1 protein-coding gene is annotated in these 1,085 nt (G+C 65.3%); it reads left to right on the top strand.

Annotation, left to right across the window (positions count from 1 at the left end):
• Positions 1–325: 325 nt before the first annotated feature.
• Entirely contained in the window at positions 326–1,078 is a 753-nt protein-coding gene (locus ACYVDE_RS23795; RefSeq protein ID WP_460504004.1) for a Dph6-related ATP pyrophosphatase, read from the top strand.
• Positions 1,079–1,085: the final 7 nt, after the last annotated feature.

Raw genomic sequence — 1,085 nt, 5'->3', positions numbered from 1 at the left:
CAGGTGCTCAAAAGTGAAATCGAGCGGGGCGCTGATGCTGGCGCGGGCGCTGGCTACTGCTTCGGGCAACAGCGCGCGCCGCTGGTGGGTGGGGGTAATGATGGCAAACTGCATAGCCCAATTGTTCGGCCGGGGCGCCGAAAGGTTGCCTGCCATTGGTGCACTTTTCGCCGGCCGGGACCGGCTGGCGCCGCAGCCGCCTGGCAGCCGGGTGGTTTGCCGGTTTGCCGCACGAGGTAATGTGAGGTTTTTTTGCTTGACGCGAGGGGTGTCGAGCAGCCTTTTGCCAGCCGATAGGCCGGCCCGGCGGTTACTTTGCTGCCCTATGAAACCACAGGCCATTTTTAATTGGAGCGGCGGCAAAGACTCGGCCCTGGCGCTCTACAAAGTGCAGCAGGCCGGCCATTACCACATCCAAACGCTGCTCACCACGGTGAGCACGCCCTACCAGCGCATTTCGATGCACGGCGTGCGCACGGCCCTGCTCGAGCGGCAGGCCGCGGCGCTCGGGCTGCCCTGTCGCCAACTATTGCTGCCCGAAATGCCCAGCATGGCCACCTACGAAGCGCTGATGGGCGACACTCTGCGGGAATTGCAGCAAGGCGGGGCATCAGCGGCCATCTTCGGCGATATTTTTCTGGAAGACCTGCGCCGCTACCGCGAAGCCAAACTGGCCGCCGTGGGCCTCGAAGCCGTGTTTCCGCTCTGGGGGCGGCCCACGGGTGAGCTCATGCGCGAGTTTCTCGGCCTGGGCTTCCGCACCATCACCACCTGCGTTAATGCCCAATACCTCGACCGCAGCTTCGTGGGCCGCGTCATCGACGAGGACTTTCTGCGCGACCTGCCGCCCGGCGTCGACCCCTGCGGCGAAAACGGCGAGTTCCACACCTTCGTCTTCGACGGCCCGCTGTTCAGCCAGCCCATCGCGTTTGAGAAAGGCGAAATCGTGTACCGCGAATACGCCGCCCCCGCGCCTCAGCCCGCCGACCCAGCCGACCCAGCCGACTACGACTGCGCTCCGAAGGATGCCGAGGCCGCGCCCGCGGCGGCTGGTTTCTGGTACTGCGACTTGCTGTAGCGGCTGC

The organism is Hymenobacter agri (genome assembly GCF_054778495.1).
This window is presented reverse-complemented; position numbering and strand designations above follow the sequence as displayed.